Source organism: Microbacterium sp. SORGH_AS_0428 (assembly GCF_031453615.1).
Classification (GTDB): domain Bacteria; phylum Actinomycetota; class Actinomycetes; order Actinomycetales; family Microbacteriaceae; genus Microbacterium.
Genome location: NZ_JAVIZT010000001.1, coordinates 2,177,011 through 2,198,228, shown reverse-complemented (window position 1 = coordinate 2,198,228; position 21,218 = coordinate 2,177,011). Strand labels below are relative to the sequence as shown.

The window sequence follows — 21,218 nt, the reverse complement described above, 5'->3', positions numbered from 1 at the left end:
GGAGAGGCGGAGGTCATGACGGAGCACATCGAGGTCGACGGCCGGATGCGGACCTTCACCGTCGTCGGCCCACGGAGGCAGGGGCAGGCCCTGATCCTCGTCTTCCACGGGTCGCGGCAGTCGGGCGAGATCCATCGCGCGTTCACGGGAGGCGCGTACGACGCGCTCACCGACGAGGGCGCGCTCGTGGCGTATCTCGACGGCTACCGCGGCAACTGGAACGACGCCCGCCGCGAGAGCCGGTTCCCCGCACGGCTCGCCAGGATCGACGATGTCGCCTTCACGCGTGCCGTGATCGCGCGGCTGGGCGAGACGCACGGCATCGACGAGAACCGCGTGTACGCGATCGGGTACTCCAACGGCGGTCAGATGGTCATGCGCCTGCTCCACGAGGAAGCCTCGCCGCTCGCCGGCGGCGCTGTCGTCGCCGCGACGCTCCCCGAGCCCGACAGCTTCCTGCTGCCCCAGGACATGCCCGCGCCGCATCCGGTGCCGGTTCTGCTCGTGCACGGCACCGCGGATCCCGTGGTGCCGTATGCCGGCGGGCGGATGCGGCGATGGGCGCAGCTCGTGTTCCGCGTCGGTGGATCCTCGCTCTCCGCGCCCGACACCGCCGCATACTTCGCCCGCCGCAACGGCATCACGTCGCCCCCGACCTCGCGAGCGGATGCAGCAACCCACCCCGACGGCACGCGCGTCGAGCGCGCCGACTGGCAGGAGGCGGGCCACCCGAGCGTCACGTTCGTCACCGTGCACGGCGGCGGCCATACGGTCCCGGGGCCGAAGCCCGGCCCGCGCCTGATCGGCCGCACGGCCACGAGCATCTCGGTCGCCAACCTCGCGGCCGAGACGTTCGGCCTGGGCGGCTAGTTCAACAGGAACTGCGCCGACTGTGCGGACGGGATGCCGCCGATCGACACCGCCAGGTGGTACGACGCACCGCCGCCCGGCGCCTTGGGCCGGTTCGTGTTCTGGCAGGTGTCGACGGCGGAGCGCGTGCGGTCCCACGTGATGGGCGTCGCGCTCGTGACCTCCTGACCCGCGGTCAGGGTCACGACCATGTCGCTCGGCTCGCTCTGGCAGTCCGTCGAACGCCACCACGTGTCCTCGCCGGAGGTGACTGTGAAGGTCTGGCTCGTCGTGCCGACGTTGATCGTGCAGTCCGCGGCCGAGGTGTTCGTGAGCCGGATCGACAGCTGGGGGTTCTCGTCCGCCGCGTAGGTCGACTGGTTGGTCAGAGCCTCCACACGCACGTCGTCCTTGGTACAGGTGGGGATGCCCGCATCCGTCGCCTCACCGCTGGCCGTCGCCTCGTCGGCGGGAGCGTCGGTCGCGGGAGCGTCGGTCGCCGCCGGCGCCGAGGAGTCCGGCGTTGCGACAGGGGTGGATGCGGCCGGGGCGGGCGCGGCGGCGGAGTTCCACGGCTGAGCGATGAACAGCCACACCAGGCCGATGACCGCGAGCAGGCCGATCAGCGCGACGAGGCGGCGACGACGGTACACGGCCTTCGACGGGCGACGACGCGGGGTGGGAGAGCTCACGCATCCAGGCTACGTCGCACCCGACGCGCCGCCTCGACGGCTCTCCGCGCACGAACCTCAGAGCTCCTTGAGCATCCTCGTGTTGCCGAGGGTGTTGGGCTTCACGTGCGCGAGGTCGAGGAACTCGGCGATGCCCTCGTCGGGGCTGCGCACCAGCTGCGAGTAGACGTCCGGGTCGACGACGTGCTCCCCGATCGGCGCGAAGCCGCGCCGCGTGAAGAAGTCGACCTCGAACGTGAGGCAGAACAGTCGCGAGAGCCCGAGCGTGCGCGCCTGTTCCTCGAGGCCCTCCACGAGCGCCCGCCCGACGCCGCGGTGCAGCCACGCGTCGTCCACGATCAGCGTGCGGATCTCGCCCAGGTCGTCCCACATCACGTGGAGGGCGCCGCATCCGATGAGCTCGCCGTTCGCATCCTCCGCGACCAGGAACTGCTGAACCGCCTCGTAGAGCACCACGATGTCCTTGCCGAGCAGGATGCGGCGCTGCACGTACGGCTCCAGCATCCGGTGGATCGCACGCACATCTGCCGTCCGCGCCGGCCGCACGGTGAACTCGCTCACGGTGCAACCCTACGCCGGGATGCGGCAGGTACGCCGAAGGGCCGGATGCGGTGTGCATCCGGCCCTTCGTGCGTGGGGTGTCAGCTTCCGGCGACGATGTCCGGCGTGGCCGAGATCTCACCGGCGACACTGGCGCCCAGTGCGACCTTCTCGCCGCGGGGGGCGATGTCGAACGTGAACCGGCCGCCTTCGGCGTCGACCTTCACGTGGTCGCCCGCGTTCAGCTCGCCGTGGAGGATCTTCTCGCTGAGCTGGTCCTCGACCTCGCGCTGCATCGCACGGCGCAGCGGGCGCGCACCGAGCGTCGGGTCGAACCCGATCTCGATGAGGCGGTCCTTGGCCGCATCCGACAGCTCCACCGTCAGGTCGCGGTCGAGCAGACGCTCGGCGAGACGCTTGGTGAACAGACCCACGATCTGGCGCAGTTCCGTCTTGTTCAGCTGCGGGAAGACGATGACGTCGTCGACGCGGTTGAGGAACTCGGGCTTGAAGTGACGCTTCAGCTCCTCGTCGACCTTGCCCTTCATCCGCTCGTACGTGGTCTGCGCGTTGCCCTCGACCTGGAACCCGACCGGACCGCCGGCGATGGCCTGCGAACCGAGGTTGGTGGTCATGATGATCACCGTGTTCTTGAAGTCGACGACGCGGCCCTGACCGTCGGTCAGGCGACCCTCTTCGAGGATCTGCAGCAGCGAGTTGAAGATGTCGGGGTGCGCCTTCTCGATCTCGTCGAACAGCACCACGGAGAACGGCTTGCGGCGCACCTTCTCGGTGAGCTGACCGCCCTCTTCGAAGCCGACGAACCCGGGAGGGGCACCGAACAGCCGCGACACGGTGTGCTTCTCACCGAACTCGCTCATGTCGAGCGAGATCAGCGCACCCTCGTCGTCGAACAGGAACTCCGCGAGCGCCTTGGCCAGCTCGGTCTTTCCGACCCCCGTGGGGCCGGCGAAGATGAACGAGCCGCTGGGGCGCTTCGGGTCCTTGAGGCCGGCGCGCTGACGACGGATCGTGCGGCTGAGGGCGGCGATCGCCTCTTCCTGGCCGATGACGCGCTGGTGCAGCGCCTTCTCCATGAAGACGAGACGGCTGGTCTCCTCCTCGGTCAGCTTGAACACCGGGATGCCCGTGGCCTGGGCCAGCACCTCGGCGATCAGACCCTCGTCGACGACAGCAGTGGTCGCGACGTCGCCGTTCTTCCACTGCTTCTCGAGGCGCAGACGCTCAGCCAGCAGCGACTTCTCCTCGTCACGCAGGGATGCGGCCTTCTCGAAGTCCTGCTCCTCGGATGCGGCTTCCTTCTGCTCGCGCACCTTGGCGATCTTCTCGTCGAACTCGCGCAGCTCCGGCGGGCTCGAGAGGATCGACAGGCGCAGGCGTGCGCCGGCCTCGTCGATCAGGTCGATCGCCTTGTCGGGCAGGAAGCGGTCCGAGATGTACCGGTCGGCGAGGTTCGCGGCGGCGACGATCGCGCCGTCCGTGATCTGCACCTTGTGGTGCGCCTCGTAGCGGTCGCGCAGGCCCTTCAGGATGTTGATCGCGTGGGGCAGGCTCGGCTCCGCGACCTGGATCGGCTGGAAGCGGCGCTCGAGGGCCGCATCCTTCTCGAAGTGCTTGCGGTACTCGTCGAGGGTCGTCGCACCGATCGTCTGCAGTTCACCGCGCGCGAGCAGCGGCTTGAGGATGGAGGCGGCGTCGATCGCACCCTCGGCGGCTCCCGCACCCACGAGAGTGTGGATCTCGTCGATGAAGACGATGATGTCGCCGCGCGTGCGGATCTCCTTCGTGACCTTCTTCAGGCGCTCCTCGAAGTCGCCGCGGTAGCGGGAGCCGGCGATGAGCGAGCCGAGGTCGAGCGAGTAGACCTGCTTGTCCTTCAGCGTCTCGGGCACGTCGCCCTTCACGATCGCCTGAGCGAGGCCCTCGACGACGGCGGTCTTGCCCACGCCGGGCTCGCCGATGAGGACCGGGTTGTTCTTGGAGCGGCGCGAGAGGATCTGCATCACGCGCTCGATCTCCTTCTCGCGCCCGATGACCGGGTCGAGCTTGTTGTCGCGCGCGGCCTGGGTGAGGTTGCGGCCGAACTGGTCGAGCACGGCCGAGCCGCCCTGCGCACCGGTCGTGGCCTGCTCGCCGGCGCCGGTGGCGACGCCCGCGGGCTCCTTGCCCTGGTAGCCGCTCAGCAGCTGGATGACCTGCTGGCGCACCTTGTTGAGGTCGGCGCCGAGCTTGACGAGCACCTGGGCTGCGACACCCTCGCCCTCGCGGATCAGGCCGAGCAGGATGTGCTCGGTACCGATGTAGTTGTGGCCCAGCTGCAGCGCCTCGCGAAGGCTCAGCTCCAGCACCTTCTTCGCGCGCGGCGTGAAGGGGATGTGACCGGTCGGCTGCTGCTGCCCCTGGCCGATGATGTCCTGGACCTGCTCACGCACGGCGTCGAGCGAGATACCCAGGCTCTCAAGCGCCTTGGCGGCGACGCCCTCGCCCTCATGGATGAGACCGAGCAGGATGTGCTCGGTACCGATGTAGTTGTGGTTGAGCATCTTCGCCTCTTCCTGGGCGAGCACAACCACGCGACGGGCTCGGTCGGTGAATCTCTCGAACATCGCGGCTACTCCTCCGGCGCCAGGTGACGCCAACATCGGGCGCACCCTCCGGCGCGCTGTACATCGAGGCTAACCAGAGCACGGATGCGGCAAGCCCGTGTTCGCCGTGGGCGCACCGCATCCGCCGCTTGCGGTCCCACCCGTCTTGCCATATCGTTTTTCGATAACAACGATATTCGATATGCCAGGGAGGACCTCATGACCACCCCCATCCCGTCCCGCGTGCTGCGCGGCAGCGACATCGCCGCGATGTGGATCTTCGTCGGCGCCGGGATCGCCGTCGTCGGCGTCACACTCTTCTTCGCGATTGGGCGGATCGTCGATGCGCTCAGCGGCAAGGCGCTCCCGGTGGAGGCGCTGTTCTCCGATACGACGGTCGCCGCCCCCATCGGCCCCGACGGGGCGATGCGCGACATCCTGCTGGAGCGCGCGTGGATCACGCCGAGCGCGCTCTCGGTCGCGGGCACCGGCGCGCTCGTCATCCAGCAACTCGTGCTCGCCGCATCCGTCACCGCGGTCGTCGTGTGCCTGCTGCTGGTGACGCTGTCGGTCATGCGGGGGCGCGTGTTCAACGGGCGCAACACCGTGCTCGTCGTCGCCGCGGGCGCGTCCGGTCTCGCGGGCCTGTTCGGCGTGCCGTTCTTCGGCAACATCGTCGCGAACGACGCGTTCCGCGACATCTCACAGGGCACCTTCGACAACCCTGTCATGAGCGTCGATCTGCCGCCGGTCATCCTCGCCGCCTTCATCGTGGCGATGACCAGCACGGTGTTCACGGTCGGCGACCGACTGCAGCGCGACACCGAGGGCCTCGTATGAGCCCCGCGGAGGACGACGGCCCGAGCGGCGTCCACTGCCGGCTCGATGAGCTGCTGATCGAGCGTGGGATGACCCTGGCGGAACTGTCGCGCACGGTGGGGGTGTCGGTGGTGAACCTCTCGGTGCTGAAGAACGACCGGGCCCGCGCCATCCGGTACTCGACGCTGTCGGCGATCTGCCGCGCCCTCGACTGCGAGATCGGCGACCTCCTCGTCCGCCAGGACTGATCCCGCCCCCGGCGCCCGCGCGCCCCCGCGCCGCCCGGCGTCTCCGGGGTCCGTCACCCCTCCCCTTCCCCTGTCACAGATCGACGCGAACGCCTAGATCTGTGACAGGGGAGCGAGGCTTTGACCCGCTCACCTGTCACAGATCGCACCTTCGGCGTCGATCTGTGACAGGTGCGCACGACCTCCCCGGCGCGGCATCACCATCGGGACGCGAGCGCGCGACGGGCGCGCGCGATAAAGCGACCGGACTGCTCGAAGACGTCCTGCTTCGTTGCCCGGATAACGAGCCACCCGGCCGCGGCGAGACGCTCATAACGCTCGATGTCCAACGCCCACTGACGCGGGTCACGCAGGTGGTGCTCACCCTCGTACTCGAACGCGATGCGACGCTGCGGATACGCGAGGTCGACGCACGCGACGTACTCGCCTGCCACGAACACGTCGAAGTTCAGATCAGGCTCGGGCAGTCCCGCATCGACGATCGTGAGCCGGAGCCACGTCTCCGGTCGCGAGCCCGATCTGGCACGCAGACGTGGGAGCGCCTCCCGGAGACGAGCCACCCCGACCCTCCGTCCCGCATCCACTGCTCGGCTCATCTCCGCAAACGACGCCAGGGGCTGGAGGCGCCAGTCGCGCAAGACGGCATCACCGATGGCCACCACGTCGTAGGGATGGCGGAGGGATGCGGCCAGCATCGCCCAGGTCGTCGCCGGTGCGGTGAGATGCAGACCGGTCTCGCGATGCTGGACTACTGAGGTGAGGTCAGGGACCGCCTGGTGACCGGCCACACCACGTCCCCGCGGAGGACGCCGCGGAGCCAGCACCCCCACATGCACCGCGTCGTCGCAAACCAGGCGAGGCGGCAACGGCAGCCCAAGGAGAACCGCCGCCGTCGCGTGGGTGAAGAACTCGTGTGCGCCCATCTGAGTCGCGAAGTCCATGGCTCGTCCGATGTGACGAGCCTCACGGACGCCGAGAAGGCCACCGCGCCACTGAGCGGGGAGCTCACGCTCCTTCCCGCGAACACCGTGGAACGGTCGCAGCAGATCGGGCGCACGTAGCGTCGCCTCGGAAACACCGAGTCTCCGTGCGACACCCACACGAAATGCGGGTCCGAGATCGTGGGGGAGGCCTCCTGACACGGCTCCACTCTGGATACGCGCCGGGCCGACGACAGACCATCCCCACGCGGACACGCCGCAGCGAGCACGTGTGGAGGAACGTCCCCGCGCCGCACGATGCGCGAGCCCCCAAGACTCGCCTGTCCCAGATCGGACCGAAGTGATCTATCTGTGACAGGGGAGCATCCGGACCAGCCACTCACCTGTCACAAATCGAGCCAACCTCGTCGATCTGTGACAGGCGAAGCAGCTGACGTCCGACTGCACCACCGAGGAGGGCGGCAGCGGAAGCCGCCGCCCGGAGCCCCGGAGCGGCGGCGAGGTCAGAGAACGGGGACGCGGGTGTTGTCGAACGTGTCGCCGACGAGCACGAGCTCGACGCCGGGCCCCTGCGCCACACCCTCGGCAGAGCCGAGCAGCGCGCGCGGGGCCATGTCCATCGTGCAGGCGCGGTCCGCGGGCGGAGTCTGGAAGGTGACCGTGATCTCGGCGTCCGCCGTCTTCTCGATCGCGTCTGCGACCGGGGCGCAGGAGGAGGAGCCCCACGTCACGAGCGCGATGTCGCCCGAGGTCAGCCAGCCCGCGCTCGGCGTGAAGTCGGTCTGCGTGCCGGGACCGGCGAGCCCCGCTACCCCAGGCAGCTCGACGCTGCCGGATGCGTTGCCGTAGCGCACGTCCACGCGGGTCGCCTGCGCGGGGTCGACGCCCTCCGGCACGCCCACGAGCGTCACGCGCGGCACGAGGTCCTTCGTGCACGGCCGCGCGGCGTCGCCCGCCGTATCGTCCAAGCTCACCGTGATCACTCCGTCCGCGAACGCGGGCGTCTCGGCGACCGGCACGCAGGTGGAGCTGCCCTCGGTCACGACGGCGATCATCCGACCACTGTCGACCCAGCCCGCATCCAGCTGCAGGTCGGCGACGGCGGACTCGCCGGGCGCGGACTCGCCGGCGCATCCGGTGAGCATCCCGGCGGCGATGAGCAACGAGCCGGTGATGGTGAGCAGGGTCGTGGTGCGGCGCATGACGGCTCCCTCAGAGATGTGCGGATGCGGCCGCGATGCGGCCTCCGGTCTCTCATCCTGTCGCAGCGGCCTGCGCATCACCGGAAAGCCCGATAACGGGCGGATCACGATCGCCGCTACTGCAGAGCCGACGTCAAACGGGCGAGATTGTCGAGCACGGTGGAGCGCAGGGGCTGGCGCAGCCACTCCTCGAGGGTCAGCTCGGTGCTGAGATTGCGGTAGTGGTCCTCGACCTGCCGCATCTCCTCGACGAACTCCTCGCCGCGCACGAGCATCGAGATCTCCATGTTCAGACCGAACGAGCGCATGTCCATGTTGCTCGATCCGATGACGGCGACCTCGTCGTCGATGGTCATGGCCTTGGTGTGCAGGATGTAGGGCTTCCGGTACATCCAGATGCGCACGCCCGCACGCAGCAGCACCTCGTAGTAGCTGCGCTGAGCGTGGTAGACCATCGCCTGGTCGCCCTCTTCGGAGACGAAGAGCTCGACTTCGACACCGCGGTGACAGGCGGTCGTGATGGCGTTGAGGATCGACTCGTCCGGAACGAAGTACGGGCTGACCAGGATGATCCGTTCCTTCGCCGCGTACATGAGTCCGAGGAACAGGCGCAGGTTGTTCTCGAACTCGAACCCGGGCCCGCTCGGCACGATCTGGCAGTCGAGATCACCGGTGGCCTGGCGCAGGTCGAACTCGTCGACCTCCTCCGTCAGCAGCTCGTCGGTCTCGCTGTACCAGTCGGAGAGGAAGACGGCATTGACGCTGCCGACGACGGGCCCCTCGAGACGCACCATGAGATCGACCCAGTGCAGCCCGCGACGGATGTTCTTGCGCAGGTTGTACGTCGAATCGGTGACGTTCTGCGAGCCCATGAAGGCGATGTCGCCGTCGATGACGAGGAGCTTGCGGTGGTTGCGCAGGTCGGGGCGCTGATACTTGCCGCGCAGCGGCTGCACGGGGAGCATCAGGTGCCACTGCGCCCCCATCGCGTCCAGGCGCTTCAGCGTGCGCCGGTAGAACGGCTTCCCCCTGTTGGCCCAGTGATCCAGCAGCACCCGTACGGTGACGCCCCGCTCGCTGACCTCTTCGAGCGCGCGGAAGAAGTTGTCGGTCGAGGCGTCGGCCTGGAGGATGTAGAACTCGACGTGCACGTAGCGCCGGGCGCCGCGGATGGCGTCGGCCATCGCATCCAGGCTCTCCTGGTAGTCGGCGATGAGGTGCGCCTCGTTGTCGCCGGAGAGCGGCATGGCCCCGAGGTTGGTGTTCAGCCGCACGAGCGAGGTGAACCAGCCCGGCGCACCGGGACGCAGCGTGCCGTGATCGAGCCCGGTCGTCGCCTGCTGGATGTACTCGTTGATCGCGCGCTGCTTGCGACGGCGCTTGCGAGGCAGCCGCGGCGTGCCGATCACCAGGAACAGCACGACACCGATCACGGGGATGAAGTAGATCGCCAGCAGCCAGGCCATGGCCGCCGTGGGGCGCCGGTTGCGGGGGACGATGATGATCGCCGCGATACGGATCACGATATCGAAGACGAAGACGGCGACCAGCCACCACGATCCGAGATCGATGTCGATGTTGATCATGTCGTCTCCCCCGCCCGCATCCTGCTCAGCGTAGCGGCCGGGTGCACCACGGCCGCGTGGTGGGCACTCAGTGGTCGGAGGCGATCGGAGGCAGGCCGCGCTTGGCGCGTTCCTCGGCCTCGATCTCCGAATAGACGCGACGCTCGGTGCGGTCCATGCGCAGGATCGAACGCACGATGAAGAAGAACGTCGCCGTCACGACGATGGTCGGCAGAATCGACCACAGCGCCGCGACCCAGATGTTCTCCACCGCTCCATCGTACGCGACGGCTCCTCCACACCGGCCGAGTCCGGCGCGGCGGCCTGTGCGATCCGATCCGGCCGGCTGCGACGGCGCAGCCTCGACGCATGACCACGATCATCAAGGCCCGGGATGCGGCCGCCTTCCTCTCACTGGTTCCCCGACTGCTCGGCTACGAGCCGCGACACAGCGTCGTGCTGATCCCCTTCAGCGCGGGGCGCACGGGCGGCGGACTGCGTGTCGATCTGCCGCCGGCCGCCGCCGACACGGATGCGGTGGCATCGACCCTCATCGGGTTCGCCTGCCGTGTCGAGCACACCGACGCCTATGCCGTGCTCGTGTACGACGACGCCGACGCCCTGACCCACGCGGAGCTGGTGGCGGCACTGGAGGTCAGGGCGCAGGCGTGCGGACTGCGCCGCATCGACGCGCTCCACATCTCCTCCGGACGGTGGCGCTCCTACCTCGATCCCGACCTCGGCGGAACGATCGCGGCCGATCCGGATGCGGACAGGCACCGCACCGCCGTCGACCAGGGCGCAGGCGCGTCCCTGCCGCACGTCGACCTCGCGCGGAGCGAGCGTGTCGGGCGGGCGTTGACCGAGTGCGCCCGTGCGCTGGAGTGGGTGCTGAACGGGTCGCGCCCGGCGGACGCCCGCATCCATCCCGGCGCCCTCGTCGCGTCGCTCGTCCTGGAGGATCTGCCCGCGTTCTTCGAGACCTGGATCGCACCCCACGGTGCGGTGCCGCCGCCGCGCGACGCGGCCGACGCGGAACGCGCCGATGTGCAGGAGCTCGCCCTGCTGATCTGGTGTCTGGCGCGCCCGGCCCTCCGGGACATCGCACTGGCCACCTGGGTGCGCGGCGTCGACGGCGGGGATGCCGCCCTCGTCGCGCAGCAGGAATGGGAGGCCGGGGTCGCGTATCCGGACGAGCTGGGCGCCTGGATGATGGGCGAGGGGGCGCGCCCCGACGTCGATCGCCTGACCGGCGCGTTGGAGGTATGCCGACTCGCGGCCTCATCCGCTCCCGCCGCGTACCGGCCCGGCGCGCTCGCGGCGGGTGCCTGGCTCTCGTGGGCGCTCGGGCGCTCCACCCACGCCGCGCGCTACTGCGAGCAAGCGCTCGCGATCGACGCGGAGCATGGCCTGTCTCTCATCGTGCTGTCGATGGTCGACGCGGGCCATCTGCCCGACTGGGCGTTCCGGGCTCAGCCCGGCTGACTCACTTGACGAGCGGGAAGAGGATCGTCTCGCGGATGCCGAGGCCGGTCACGGCCATGAGTAGTCGGTCGATGCCCATGCCCATGCCGCCCATGGGAGGCATGCCGTGCTCCATCGCCCGCAGGAACTCCTCATCGATGCGCATGGCCTCGTCGTCGCCGCGCGCGGCCAGCTTCGCCTGCTCGACGAAGCGCTCGCGCTGGATGACGGGGTCGATGAGCTCGGAGTACCCGGTGGCGAGCTCGAACCCGCGCACGTATAGGTCCCACTTCTCCACGACGCCCGGGATCGAGCGGTGCTCACGCACGAGAGGGCTGGTGTCGAGCGGGAAATCCATGACGAACGTCGGGCGCACCAGGTGCGTCTTGACGAAGTGCTCCCACAGCTCTTCGACGTACTTGCCGTGGGTCGCGTGCGGCGGCTCGTCGACTCCGGCGGCCTCGGCGATGCGGGCGAGCTCCGCGACGGGCGTCTGCGGCGTGATGGACTCGGCGTCGATCTCGGACGCGGCCAGCGCCTCGTTGAGCGAGACGTACATCGAGATGCGGTCCCAGTTGCCGCCGAGGTCGTACTCGGTGCCGTCCGCCCACGTCACGACGTGGCCGGCTTCCGGTCGCCCCGCGAGACGGTTCGTGGCCGCCGCCGCGTTCTGGATGAGCTCCTGCGTGAGATCGGCGATGCCGTTGTAGTCGCTGTACGACTCGTAGGCCTCGAGCATCGCGAACTCGGGGCTGTGGGTCGAGTCGGCGCCCTCGTTGCGGAAGTTGCGGTTGATCTCGAACACCCGGTCGAGCCCGCCGACGACGGCGCGCTTGAGGAACAGCTCCGGGGCGATGCGCAGGTAGAGCTCCGTGTCGAAGGCGTTCGAGTGCGTCACGAACGGACGCGCCGATGCGCCACCGTGCTGCACCTGCAGCATCGGCGTCTCGACCTCGATGAAGTCGTGTCCTGCAAAGGTCTCGCGCAGGCTCGCGTTGACGGCGGCGCGCGTGCGCACGGTCGCCCGCGCCTGATCGCGCACGATGAGATCGAGGAAGCGCGAGCGCACGCGCGTCTCCTCGTTCAGCTCGGAGTGCAGGTTCGGCAACGGCAGCAGGGCCTTCGACGCGATCTGCCAGTCCTCGACCATGATCGAGAGCTCACCGCGGCGGCTGGAGATGACCTGGCCGCGCACGAACACGTGGTCGCCGAGGTCGACGAGCTCCTTCCAGCGCTGCAGCGATTCCTCGCCGACGGCAGCGAGCGAGACCATGGCCTGGATGCGGCTGCCGTCGCCCGACTGCAACGACGCGAAGCAGAGCTTGCCGGTGTTGCGACTGAAGACGACACGGCCGGCGACGCCGGCGATGACGCCCGTCTCCTCACCCGCCTCCAGGCTCGCGAAGCGCTCCCGCAGCGCGGGGATGGTGTCGGTCACCGCGACGGAGACGGGGTAGGCCCCGCCCGCCGCATCCGTCCGCTCCGCGATGAGTCGCTCGCGCTTGGCCAGGCGCACCGCCTTCTGCTCGAAGACGTCCTCTTCGGGGGTCTCGGCGGGCGCGGTGTTCTCGGGCTGAGAGGTCATCGTGGGGGCTCCTCGGAAGTCGCCGTCAAGTCTATCCGGGGTGTCCGCGGTGCCCGGTTGCCGCCGGAGGGGCTCAGCGCACGAAGATCTCGGCGTTGTCGACGAAGCGGTGCCCGCCGACGGATGCGGCGATCAGGGCGAGCGCCGGGCCCTGATGACCCTCGTCGACGGGCAGGAACGTCGCCGGATCGACGACGTTCAGGTACTCGAGCCGGATGCGGGACTCGCCCATGAGCGCGCTCTGCGCCGCCGCGATGCACGCGTCGACGTCGCGGTCGGCGTTGGATGCGGCGGCCTCGAGCGCCCGCGGCAGGAGCGCCGCCGCGGCGCGATCGGCGGCGTCGAGCGTGCCCAGCCGCGTGGAGATCGGAACGCCGTCGTCACTGCGCACCGTCTCGGCTTCGACGATCTCGACGTCGAAGAAGAGCTCGCGCACCATCCGGCGCACGAGGAATACGCGCTGGCGGTCGCGCTCGCCGTAGACGGCGACGTCGGGCCGCACCAGGTTCATCAGCTGCGCCTCGACCGTCAGCAGCCCGTCGAAGTAGAAGGGACGCACCCGCCCCTCGTAGCGCAGGCCGAGATCGCCCGCGCTCACCTTGGTCGTGGCCTTGCCCGCGGGCAGCAGCTCGGCCGCATCCGGAGCGAACACGAGGTCCACGCCGAGGCGCTCGAGCAGCGCGGCATCCGCGTCGGGCGTGCGCGGATATGCCTCGTACTCGGCGTGCGTGGCGAAGCGCAGCGGGTTCACGAAGGAGGAGACCACCACGATCCCGGCGCTCTCGCGCGCGGTGCGGATGAGGTCGATGTGGCCGTCGTGCAGCGCACCGATCGTCGAGACGAGTGCGACACGCGTGCCCTCAGGAGCCGCGGCTCTGGCGCCTGCCAGTCGGGTGCGCAGCTCCGCGATGGTGCGGATCATCCGTCGATCGTATCGCCCACGGGTCCGCGCGGATCCGCACGTGTCAGGGCATCGTCGACCGTCGAGCGCACGAGCGCCGAGAGGTACCCCCCGGGATTCTCGACGCCGATGCCGGCGAGCAGGCCCGTCGCCTGCTGCACGATCGCCCGGGAGAACTCGGCGGCGGTCGCGATCGCCTCCGCGTACGCGGGCCGGTCGGCCTCGGCGATCACGACCGGCTCGCAGCCGATCTCCACCGCGAGGGCCTGCGCGATCGGCAGGACGGCGGCGGGCGCCGTGACGGCCGCGTAGGACGCGGCGAGCTGGCGGAGGTCGATCGTGGTCCCGGTGAAGGTGATCGCGGGATGCACGGCGAGTCCGATCGCACCGAGCCGCTGCGCGGGAGCGAGCACCTCGGTGCCGTAGCCCGGGTCCGTGTGCAGCACGAGCTGGCCGGGCTGCCAGGCGCCGAGCTCGGACAGGCCCTCCACGAGCGACGGCAGTTCGTCGTGGGGAACGGCGAGCACGACGAGTTCGCTGCGCCGGAGCACCTCTGCCGCATCCAGCACCGGCACTCCGGGCAGGATCGCCTCGACGCGGTCCTGGTCGCTGCCGGCGGTGATGCCGGTGAGCGCGTGCCCCGCACCGCCGAGAGCGGCCGCCATGATGGGTCCCACCCGGCCCGCACCGATCACTCCGACGCCCAGACGGCCGTCACGCCTCATCCGTTCTCCTCCTCATCCCTTCGATCGCTCGGCCGCACGGCCGCCGCGTCCTCGACGAACCACCGGTGCGACCTGTCACTGCGTGCCGCCGTCACCGCGCGGCGCGCCACGTCCTCGAACATCCCCCGCGCCACCTCGACGTCGATCGCGCCGAGGCTCGTGTCGACCGCCCCGGCGACGGTGTGCGCGCGAGCCGAAGCCACGCGCAGCGCGCGGTCTACCGGCCCCTGCTGCAGCGCGATGGACTGCAGGCGGGCGAGCGGCACGACGACGAGCGACCGCCAGAATCTCCCGCGCCGCAGGAACAACGCCGCATCCGTCACGGCGAAGCCGTTGCGCCGCCACGACACGGGGCGCAGGATGCGGGCGCGACGCGGCGTCGACGTGAAGGCGGTGTCGTCGTCGGCGCCGAGCAGACCGCGGTCGAACAGGAGCGCGCGTTCGGCGACGTCGAGCCAGGGCAGCAGCAACGCGACGACCCGCTCGGCGTCCTCGCGGGTGCCGACCGGCAGCACACGGGTGAACGCCTCCGCCGCCTCCTGGCCCGCGCGCGAACCGGACAGCCGGTTGACGGTGATCGTCCACCATCCCGCGGGACGCCAGAGGATCGGCTGGTGCACACGCACCGCGTGCACCCGCCCCGGCGGAAGGATCTCGGTCACGGTCGTGAGGATGCCGAACACGATGCGCACGCCGTGGTCGGTCGGCGAGATCGCGTAGCGCAGGGCGCGCACCGTCCCTCGGCCCACGTAGGTCGCGAAGCCGATCATCGTGGGGAGGATGGCGAAGACGAGCCATCCGGGGCCTGTCGCCGCCCAGACGACGAGCGCGATCATGATCGCCAGCACCAGCACGGTCGAGTCGCGCAGGAGCATCGAGCCGATGACCCGCCCGGGCGGGATGCGGACGACGGATGCGGGTTCCACCTCGGGCTCGTCGGTTCCCGCCACGAGCGAGTCCATCGCCTGTGAGGCGGTCCGCACGGCCGCCGAGCGCCACGACGTCGCGTCACCGCCGCCACTCGGACGGCTCTCACCGAGCGTGCGGCCCGACGCGAGGCGCAGGATGTCGGCGCGCACCTGTTCCGCGTTGGAGGTCGAGAGGTACTCGAGGCGCACGTTGGCGTCGAGGCCGGCACCGACGACCTCGAGCTTGGCGAGACCGAGCAGGCGCGCCACGAGAGGGCGTGTGAGGTTGACGCCCTGCACGCGGTCGAGCGGCGCCCGGCGGTTCGTGCGGAAGACGACACCGGAGCGGACCTCGACGTCGTCGCCCGTGATGCGGAAGGTGTGGAACCGCCACGACATCCAGAAGACGAGGATGAGGGCCACGACCACCAGCAGCACGATGCCCAGGGCGAGCAGCACCAGGTCGTGGCCGAGCACGTAGTCCACCGGGTCGCCCGGAACCGGACCCGCGAACCCGGGTGCCAGCCAGGGGGCGAAGATCTCGATCAACCGGTCACGCAGGTTGGCGACGACGAAGCCGAGGACGACCACCAGGAACAGTCCGCCGCGAAGCAGGGGCGTCAGCGGGTGCAGCCGATGCCACTCGCCGTCGCTCAGCGCGGAGCGGCCCGCATCCGGTTCGGTCACAGTCCCGTCCGCCGGGATTCCGCGACCGCGATCAGTACGTCGCGCAGCTTCTCGGCGGCGTCCTGGGTGAGCCCGGGGATCACGACGGCGGATGCGGCGGCCGCGGTCACGAGCTTGAGCTGTGCGATGCCGAAGGCACGATCGAGCGGGCCGTGCGTGATGTCGACGAGCTGCATCCGCCCGTAGGGAACGGCGACGACGCGCTGGAAGAGGATGCCGCGCCGCAGCACGAGATCGTTCTCGCGCAGCCGGTAGCCGAACGAGCGGATCTGACGCGGGGTCAGGATGAGGGTGATGCCCAGCACGACCAGCAGCACGCCGGCGGGGATCCACACCCAGCCGGTGCCGGTGACCGCCGCGATGACGGGCGCCGCCACCGCCACGAGCACGAGCGTCGCCGTGAGCGAGATCAGCTGCACGGTCCGGTAGGCGCGGGCGAGCTGGTGCCACGAGCCGTCGCGCACGAAGAGTCCCTCTCGGCGGGACTCGAGCAGCCCGTCGAAGGTGCCCGCATCCAGCACCGCCTCGTCAGAGGTGGGAGAGGGTGTCGCCTCCGGGGCTCCCGGCGTCGGGTTCGTCATCGTCGTCCTTCCGGATCGTGCACAGACTCTCGGCCACCAAAGCGGCCGCGACGAGGAAGACGCAGGCCACGATCGTCGCGATCAGGGTGCTGAACGAGCCTACCGAGGGGATGACGGGTCGCGTCAGCAGGAAGACGGACAGCCCGATCGCGACGCCGCCCATCGCCGCGCCGACGATGCTCGCGGCCTTGGCGAGCATCGCGATGCGCACCGCGCGGAACGGATCGAGCGGGCCCGCCGAGCGCCCGCGCGTCGCGCGCCGCACCCCGATACCGAGCACTAGGACGAGTGCGCCGAGCAGCGCCAGGAGGATCGGCAGCGTCAGGACAGGGGTGAACGTCGCCTGACCGGACGCCGTCAGCACCTGGTCGATGAGGAAGCCGACACCGGCGCCGAGCACGACGGCGATCGCGAGGGATGCGGGCGAGGTGCGCTTCACGACAGGGCCTCAGCGAGGTCGGCGACACGGCCGACGCCGGGCAGCACCGCATCGGCGTCGAGGGCGAGCCACGGTCGCAGGACGAAATCGCGCTCGGCGGCGCGCGGATGCGGCAGTGCCAGCGTCGCCGTCGCTGAGCGCACATCGCCGTAGGCGACGAGATCGAGATCGAGCGTGCGATCACCCCACCGCTCACGGCGGCGCCTGCCGTGGTCGGCCTCGATGCGGTGGAGGAACTCCAGCAGCACGGACGGCGCGAGGCGGGTGTCCACCAGTGCGACGGTGTTCAGGTAGCGGGGCGCGTCGGGGTCGGGCCCGTCGGGACGCACCGCCACGGTCTCCATGACGGGGGCGACGCGCACGTTCGTCGTCAGGGGCAGGCGCGACAGATCGGCCGCCGCCTCGTCCAGCAGCGCGCCACGATCGCCGAGGTTGGAGCCGAGCGCGATCACCGCCGTGACGGATGCGGCCTCCGCAGGCTCCGCAGACCCGGGGAACCCCTGCGCGAGCCGGCGGTTCATCGCTCGCCCCGGGCGCGCACGATCGTCACGGCCGCGTCGGTGAACGGGACCGTGATGGGCGCCTGCGGCTTGTGCACGGTGACCGTGACCTCGTCGACGAGCGGGCGCGCGAGCACGACCGCGGCGATGCGGGCGGCGAGCGTCTCGATGAGATCCACCGGCTCGCCCGTGACGACGGCCACGACCTCCTCGGCGACCTCGCCGTAGTGCACTGTGTCGGCGACGTCGTCGCTCACCGCTGCCGGGGCGAGATCGAGGCGCATCGTGACATCGACGACGAACTCCTGCCCGTCGCGCTTCTCATCGGCGTAGACACCGTGGAAGCCGAGGGCGCGCAGGCCCATGAGGGTGATCGTGTCGTGGTTCATCCTGCTCCTCCCGAACGCCACGCCTCCGCGATCGCGAGGGCGTCGGCGGTGGCCTGCACATCGTGGACGCGCACTCCCCACGCGCCGGCGTGAGCGGCCAGAGCGCTGGTGACGGCCGTGGCCCGGTCACGACGCACGAGGTCGTCGGTGCCGAGCGTCTCGCCGAGGAACCGCTTGCGGCTGGTGCCGACGAGCACGCGCGGACCGATCCCGACCACCTGCGGCAGAGCCCGCAGCATCTCCCAGTTCTGCGCGCCGCGCTTGGCGAAGCCGACTCCGGGGTCGAGCACCACACGAGAGGGCGGGATGCCGGCGGATGCGGCGGCCTCCATCCGGGCGATGAGCTCTCCCGTCACCTCGCGGGCGAGGTCGCGATACTGCGCCGGGGCGTACATGTCGTCGGAGTGGCCCCGCCAGTGCCCGAGCACGATGTCGACGTTCGCGTCGGCGGCCACATCCAGGATCGAGGGGTCCGACAGGCCGCCCGAGACGTCGTTGATGATCCGGGCACCCGCGGCCACCGCCGCGGCCGCGGTCGCGGCGTTCATGGTGTCGACGCTCACGGTCACGCCGGACTCGCTGAGCGCGTGCACGACAGGGAGGATGCGCTCCTGCTCCACCTCGACGCCCACGCGCTCCGCGCCGGGCCTCGTGGACTCTCCGCCCACGTCTACGATCTGGGCTCCCTCGCCGACCAGGCGCAGCGCGTGTCGCACCGCGTCCTCGTGCGCGAGGAAACGGCCACCGTCGCTGAACGAGTCCGGCGTCACGTTGACGATGCCCATGATGAGACAGCTCACGAGGCTCCTCCTGCGATCAGCGCGATGAGCTCGGCGCGTGCGGCGGGCTCGGCGAGCTCGCCGCGGGCGGCGATGGTCACCGTGGTCGCATCGACCTGGCGTCCGCCGCGCATCGTGACGCACTCGTGCGAGGCGTCGAGCACGACCAGCACCCCCCGCGCATCCACGCCCTGGACGATCGCGTCCGCGATCTGCTCCCCGAGACGTTCCTGCACCTGCGGACGGGAGGCGAGGATGTCGACGACGCGCGGCAGCGCCCCGAGTCCGACCACGCGCTCCGCGGGCAGGTAGGCGAGATGCGCCTTGCCCGCGAACGGCAGGAGGTGGTGCTCGCACACGGAGCGGAAGCGCACATCGCGCAGCACGACGGGCCCCGAGGGCAGTGTGTCCGGCGCCGGCCCCCGCGCCACCGAGATGGTGTGCGCGAGCGGCTCGGAGGCATCCTCGCCCACGCCGGCGAAGAAGTCGGCGTACAGCTCCGCGACGCGATGCGGGGTCTGCTTCAACCCGGGGCGGTCGGGATCCTCCCCGATCGCCTCGAGCAGCTGGCGGACGAGGTCCGCGACACGAGGACGGTCGACGGCCACGACGGCCTTACGCGGTCGCGGGACGAGCCTGACCCGACGGACGCTGGCGCGGCGTCGCGGGGGCGGCCGCCGCATCCGCCTCCTGCGCTGCGGCCACACCGACCTGCGGCGCACGCGCCGGCACGTCGACGGGGGGCAGCGGCGAGACGGGGCGCTCGGAGCTGGACAGCCACTGCGGACGCGGAGGGAGTCGCTTCACGTCCGAGAAGATCTCGGCGAGCTCGATGTGATCCAGCGTCTCCTTCTCGAGGAGCTCCAGGGCGAGCTTGTCGAGGATGTCGCGGTTGTCGTTGATGACCTGGTACGCCTCGTTGTGGGCCTGCTCGATGAGAGCCCGCACCTGCACGTCGACGCGCTCGGCCACCCGCTCGCTGAAGTCGCGGCCGTGGCCCATGTCGCGGCCCATGAAGACCTCGCCCGAGGACCCGCCGAGCTTGACCGGACCCACATCCGTGGTCATGCCGTACTCGGTGACCATCTTGCGCGCGATGCTGGTGGCTTTCTCGATGTCGTTCGAGGCGCCGGTGGTGGGGTCGTGGAAGACGATCTCCTCGGCCACGCGACCGCCCATCGCGTAGGTCAGCTGGTCCTGCAGCTCGTTGCGGGTGACGGAGTACTTGTCGTCGAGCGGCAGCACCATCGTGTAGCCGAGCGCCTTGCCACGGGGCAGGATCGTGACCTTCGTGACCGGGTCGGTGTGGTTCATCGCCGCCGCCGCGAGCGCATGACCGCCCTCGTGGTACGCCGTGATGAGCTTCTCCTTGTCCTTCATCACGCGCGTGCGACGCTGCGGGCCGGCGATGACGCGGTCGATCGCCTCGTCGAGGGCGCGGTTGTCGATGAGCTGGGCGTCGGAGCGCGCCGTGAGCAGGGCGGCCTCGTTGAGCACGTTGGCGAGGTCGGCACCGGTGAAACCGGGGGTCTTGCGGGCGACGACCTCGAGGTCGACCGAGTCCGCAAGCGGCTTGCCGCGGCCGTGCACCTCGAGGATCTGCTTGCGGCCCTTCAGGTCGGGGGCGTCGACGCCGATCTGACGGTCGAAGCGGCCCGGGCGCAGCAGCGCCGGGTCGAGGATGTCGGGACGGTTCGTCGCGGCGATGACGATGACGTTCGCCTTCGGGTCGAAGCCGTCCATCTCGACGAGCATCTGGTTCAGGGTCTGCTCGCGCTCGTCGTGACCGCCGCCCAGACCGGCACCGCGGTGACGACCGACGGCGTCGATCTCGTCGATGAAGATGATCGCCGGAGCGCTCTCCTTGGCCTGGTTGAACAAGTCGCGCACGCGGCTGGCGCCGACACCCACGAACATCTCGACGAAGTCGGAGCCGGAGATCGAGTAGAACGGTACCCCCGCCTCGCCGGCGACGGCGCGTGCGAGCAGGGTCTTGCCGGTTCCGGGAGGGCCGTACAGCAGCACGCCCTTGGGGATGCGGGCACCCAGCGCCTGGAACTTGGTGGGGTCCTTCAGGAAGTCCTTGATCTCCTGCATCTCTTCGATGGCCTCGTCGGAGCCGGCCACATCCTGGAACGTGACGGTCGGGGACTCCTTGGTCACGAGCTTGGCGCGGGACTTGCCGAACTGCATGACCTTGCTGCCGCCGCCCTGCGCGGAGGAGATGAGGAACCAGAAGATGATGCCGAGAAGCAGGATCGGCAGCAGGAGCGAGATGAGCCCGTCGAACCAGGTCGCACGGGGGACGACGTCGTTGTAGCCGTCGGACGGCTTGGCGGCGTCGATGGCCTGGACCACCTCGTCGGCGCGCGCACCGACGTAGTAGAACTGCACGTCGTTCGCCCCCTCGTAGGGCTGCGAGAGCTTCAGGTCGACGCGCTGGTCACCGTCGGTGTTGGTCACCTCGGTGACCGTGGAGCCGCTGAGCAGTTCGAGACCCTGCTGGGTCGTGATCTGCTTCGCCGCGCCCAGGCTCGAGATGAGCGAGAAACCAACGATGAGGAACAGCCCGATCACCAGGACATACAGGAGCGGGTTGCGCGTGATCTTCTTGAAGTCCATTTCGCGGGGAGACCCCGGCCCTTTCGTCGACGTACCGCCTCCCGACGGTCGTTTCAGGGTAGCGCGGGCTCTCTATGCCGGGTCTGTGCATTCGCCCACGGCGTACAGGGCGAGCGCCCCGGTCGTTGAGCGAGCGCAGCGAGACGAAACGCAGCCCCGGCGGGCTTCGACTCGTC

Annotated in this window: 22 protein-coding genes; 4 read left to right on the top strand and 18 right to left on the bottom strand. The window is 70.0% G+C overall.

Features of this window, described 5'->3' with window-relative positions; translation table 11 throughout:
* Window positions 1–15 precede the first annotated feature (15 nt).
* Window positions 16–870 (top strand): hypothetical protein, encoded by an 855-nt coding sequence (locus QE374_RS10610; RefSeq protein WP_309734696.1) that lies wholly within the window; start codon window positions 16–18, stop codon window positions 868–870.
* Here the strand turns inward: QE374_RS10610 and QE374_RS10605 are convergent.
* The 3 genes from QE374_RS10605 to QE374_RS10595 all read right to left on the bottom strand — a co-directional run bounded on the left by QE374_RS10605 (window position 867) and on the right by QE374_RS10595 (window position 4,708).
* Complete coding sequence (locus QE374_RS10605; protein WP_309734694.1) at window positions 867–1,541, bottom strand: hypothetical protein; 675 nt, start codon at window positions 1,539–1,541, stop codon at window positions 867–869. The two genes, QE374_RS10610 and QE374_RS10605, sit on opposite strands and share 4 nt — an antisense overlap.
* A gap of 57 nt (window positions 1,542–1,598) precedes the next feature.
* A complete protein-coding gene (locus QE374_RS10600; protein ID WP_309734693.1) occupies window positions 1,599–2,102 on the bottom strand; it encodes an amino-acid N-acetyltransferase in 504 nt (167 codons plus the stop codon).
* Window positions 2,103–2,182: 80 nt separating this feature from the next.
* On the bottom strand, window positions 2,183–4,708 hold the full coding sequence (locus QE374_RS10595; protein WP_243230960.1) for an ATP-dependent Clp protease ATP-binding subunit: 2,526 nt from the start codon (window positions 4,706–4,708) through the stop codon (window positions 2,183–2,185).
* 198 nt (window positions 4,709–4,906) lie between these two features.
* Here QE374_RS10595 and QE374_RS10590 point away from each other — a divergent pair, with 198 nt between their 5' ends.
* Window positions 4,907–5,527: a hypothetical protein gene (locus QE374_RS10590; protein ID WP_309734689.1), complete on the top strand. Its 621-nt coding sequence runs from the start codon at window positions 4,907–4,909 to the stop codon at window positions 5,525–5,527.
* A complete protein-coding gene (locus tag QE374_RS10585) occupies window positions 5,524–5,754 on the top strand; it encodes a helix-turn-helix transcriptional regulator (RefSeq protein WP_309734688.1) in 231 nt (76 codons plus the stop codon). Before QE374_RS10590 ends, QE374_RS10585 begins: the two co-directional genes overlap by 4 nt.
* A gap of 197 nt (window positions 5,755–5,951) precedes the next feature.
* Here QE374_RS10585 and QE374_RS10580 read toward each other — a convergent pair whose 3' ends face one another.
* The 4 genes from QE374_RS10580 to QE374_RS10565 form a co-directional block, all read right to left on the bottom strand.
* Entirely contained in the window at window positions 5,952–6,542 is a 591-nt protein-coding gene (locus QE374_RS10580) for a hypothetical protein (protein ID WP_309734686.1), read from the bottom strand.
* A gap of 656 nt (window positions 6,543–7,198) precedes the next feature.
* Window positions 7,199–7,897 (bottom strand): hypothetical protein, encoded by a 699-nt coding sequence (locus tag QE374_RS10575; RefSeq protein WP_309734684.1) that lies wholly within the window; start codon window positions 7,895–7,897, stop codon window positions 7,199–7,201.
* A 116-nt stretch (window positions 7,898–8,013) separates the two neighbouring features.
* Window positions 8,014–9,483, bottom strand: coding sequence for a cardiolipin synthase (gene cls, locus QE374_RS10570; protein ID WP_309734682.1), 1,470 nt, complete (start codon window positions 9,481–9,483; stop codon window positions 8,014–8,016).
* Between the two features lie 67 nt (window positions 9,484–9,550).
* Complete coding sequence (locus QE374_RS10565) at window positions 9,551–9,733, bottom strand: hypothetical protein (RefSeq protein WP_137418240.1); 183 nt, start codon at window positions 9,731–9,733, stop codon at window positions 9,551–9,553.
* A gap of 98 nt (window positions 9,734–9,831) precedes the next feature.
* Here QE374_RS10565 and QE374_RS10560 point away from each other — a divergent pair, with 98 nt between their 5' ends.
* Entirely contained in the window at window positions 9,832–10,947 is a 1,116-nt protein-coding gene (locus QE374_RS10560; RefSeq protein ID WP_309734678.1) for a DUF4192 family protein, read from the top strand.
* Window position 10,948: 1 nt separating this feature from the next.
* On the opposite strand, the gene lysS is transcribed toward QE374_RS10560, so the two are convergent.
* The 11 genes from lysS to ftsH all read right to left on the bottom strand — a co-directional run bounded on the left by lysS (window position 10,949) and on the right by ftsH (window position 21,042).
* Window positions 10,949–12,511: a lysine--tRNA ligase gene (gene lysS, locus QE374_RS10555; protein WP_309734676.1), complete on the bottom strand. Its 1,563-nt coding sequence runs from the start codon at window positions 12,509–12,511 to the stop codon at window positions 10,949–10,951.
* Between the two features lie 73 nt (window positions 12,512–12,584).
* Window positions 12,585–13,433, bottom strand: coding sequence for a pantoate--beta-alanine ligase (gene panC, locus QE374_RS10550; protein WP_309734674.1), 849 nt, complete (start codon window positions 13,431–13,433; stop codon window positions 12,585–12,587).
* Window positions 13,430–14,137 (bottom strand): DUF2520 domain-containing protein, encoded by a 708-nt coding sequence (locus QE374_RS10545; RefSeq protein WP_309734672.1) that lies wholly within the window; start codon window positions 14,135–14,137, stop codon window positions 13,430–13,432. The genes panC and QE374_RS10545 overlap by 4 nt, the downstream gene beginning before the upstream one ends.
* Window positions 14,134–15,732, bottom strand: coding sequence for a PH domain-containing protein (locus QE374_RS10540; protein WP_309734670.1), 1,599 nt, complete (start codon window positions 15,730–15,732; stop codon window positions 14,134–14,136). The genes QE374_RS10545 and QE374_RS10540 overlap by 4 nt, the downstream gene beginning before the upstream one ends.
* Window positions 15,729–16,313 (bottom strand): PH domain-containing protein, encoded by a 585-nt coding sequence (locus tag QE374_RS10535; RefSeq protein ID WP_309734668.1) that lies wholly within the window; start codon window positions 16,311–16,313, stop codon window positions 15,729–15,731. The genes QE374_RS10540 and QE374_RS10535 overlap by 4 nt, the downstream gene beginning before the upstream one ends.
* Window positions 16,261–16,752: a DUF3180 domain-containing protein gene (locus QE374_RS10530; protein WP_309734665.1), complete on the bottom strand. Its 492-nt coding sequence runs from the start codon at window positions 16,750–16,752 to the stop codon at window positions 16,261–16,263. The genes QE374_RS10535 and QE374_RS10530 overlap by 53 nt, the downstream gene beginning before the upstream one ends.
* The gene (folK, locus tag QE374_RS10525) at window positions 16,749–17,273 is read right to left on the bottom strand and encodes a 2-amino-4-hydroxy-6-hydroxymethyldihydropteridine diphosphokinase (RefSeq protein WP_309734664.1); all 525 of its coding nucleotides are present in this window, start codon (window positions 17,271–17,273) and stop codon (window positions 16,749–16,751) included. Before folK ends, QE374_RS10530 begins: the two co-directional genes overlap by 4 nt.
* The gene (folB, locus tag QE374_RS10520) at window positions 17,270–17,641 is read right to left on the bottom strand and encodes a dihydroneopterin aldolase (protein ID WP_309734662.1); all 372 of its coding nucleotides are present in this window, start codon (window positions 17,639–17,641) and stop codon (window positions 17,270–17,272) included. Before folB ends, folK begins: the two co-directional genes overlap by 4 nt.
* Window positions 17,638–18,426, bottom strand: coding sequence for a dihydropteroate synthase (gene folP / locus QE374_RS10515; protein WP_309736673.1), 789 nt, complete (start codon window positions 18,424–18,426; stop codon window positions 17,638–17,640). The genes folB and folP overlap by 4 nt, the downstream gene beginning before the upstream one ends.
* Before the next feature lie 11 nt (window positions 18,427–18,437).
* The gene (gene folE / locus QE374_RS10510; RefSeq protein WP_309734660.1) at window positions 18,438–19,028 is read right to left on the bottom strand and encodes a GTP cyclohydrolase I; all 591 of its coding nucleotides are present in this window, start codon (window positions 19,026–19,028) and stop codon (window positions 18,438–18,440) included.
* Between the two features lie 7 nt (window positions 19,029–19,035).
* Complete coding sequence (ftsH, locus tag QE374_RS10505) at window positions 19,036–21,042, bottom strand: ATP-dependent zinc metalloprotease FtsH (protein ID WP_309734658.1); 2,007 nt, start codon at window positions 21,040–21,042, stop codon at window positions 19,036–19,038.
* Window positions 21,043–21,218: the final 176 nt, after the last annotated feature.